The 1,022-nt window shown below is 40.7% G+C and carries 2 protein-coding genes; both read left to right on the top strand.

Annotated elements, in window-relative coordinates:
* A partial coding sequence (locus ACE1AT_RS21665; protein ID WP_374872075.1) for a hypothetical protein occupies positions 1-193 on the top strand: 193 nt, incomplete at its 5' end.
* Between the two features lie 163 nt (positions 194-356).
* Complete coding sequence (locus ACE1AT_RS21660; RefSeq protein ID WP_374872073.1) at positions 357-884, top strand: hypothetical protein; 528 nt, start codon at positions 357-359, stop codon at positions 882-884.
* Positions 885-1,022 lie beyond the last annotated feature (138 nt).

Here is a 1,022-nt window from a genome sequence, read left to right as displayed (position 1 = left end):
GATTTTTTTGATACAGGCATTTCTACTTGTGTTAAGCGCGTCAGTTTCTTTCATAACTATCCCAGAGCGCTACGAGCCATACATAATGACAATTGTCCTGGTAATATATTACCTCTTCCCCAAGTATGAAGGTCTGGAGATTGCGATCGCACCTTACTCGTGTTGCACCATGCGATCGCTTCAAATGATTTAATAATACATAAGTACTATAAAAAGCCATGCCTATCTAGTATAATGACGAGAGCGATTTTTTTCGGGGGAGATGGGCAAGAATTAAGGATTGAGAATTAAATAATATCCAAAAATAGACAGAGCAATGATAGGCTGAACTTATCTAGTGACCAACTTCTGATGCGATGAATCCCTATCCTTTCAAAGTCGAGCAACAAATGCAACAGTTTTACCACTCGTTGTCGGAAAAAGATCGTCGTCGGTATGCGGCAATAGAAGCGGTGAAACTGGGATGGGGAGGGATAACTTATATCAGCCAACTGTTTGGGTGTGACTACTACACAATTCGGTTTGGGATAGAGGAACTCGATGATGAATCAGCCATGAGCATGAGTGAGATTCGTCGCAGTGGAGGAGGACGCAAGTCAGCCTTTGAGACGATAGAACAACTTGATGCGACATTTTTAAAAGTTATTGCTCGGCATACAGCAGGTTCACCAATGGATGAACAGGTTAAATGGACGAATTTGAATCGACAAGAGATTGCTGAACTATTAAAAAGTGAGGGGATAACAGTAAGTGTCACAGTAGTAGACCAACTGTTGGAGAAGTACAATTATCGCAAACGCAAAGCCCAGAAACGGTTGACAACAGGTGAACATCCCCAGCGCAATGAACAGTTTGAAAACATTGAACAACTGAAAGTTTCTTAAGCTGTTCCACACCTAATTTGCATAAAATGTAAACTGGATAAACTCGTGAAGCTACTACTATGCCTGCTCAAGGATACTTGAATCAATCACAGAAAGAAAGTTTACAGAAAGCTCTATCAGAAAGTAACAATCCACAAT

The sequence above is a fragment of the Pelatocladus sp. BLCC-F211 genome (genome assembly GCF_041928655.1).
Lineage (GTDB): Bacteria > Cyanobacteriota > Cyanobacteriia > Cyanobacteriales > Nostocaceae > Pelatocladus.
Note: the sequence above shows the minus strand (reverse complement) of the source record. Positions and strands in the feature narration are given on the sequence as shown.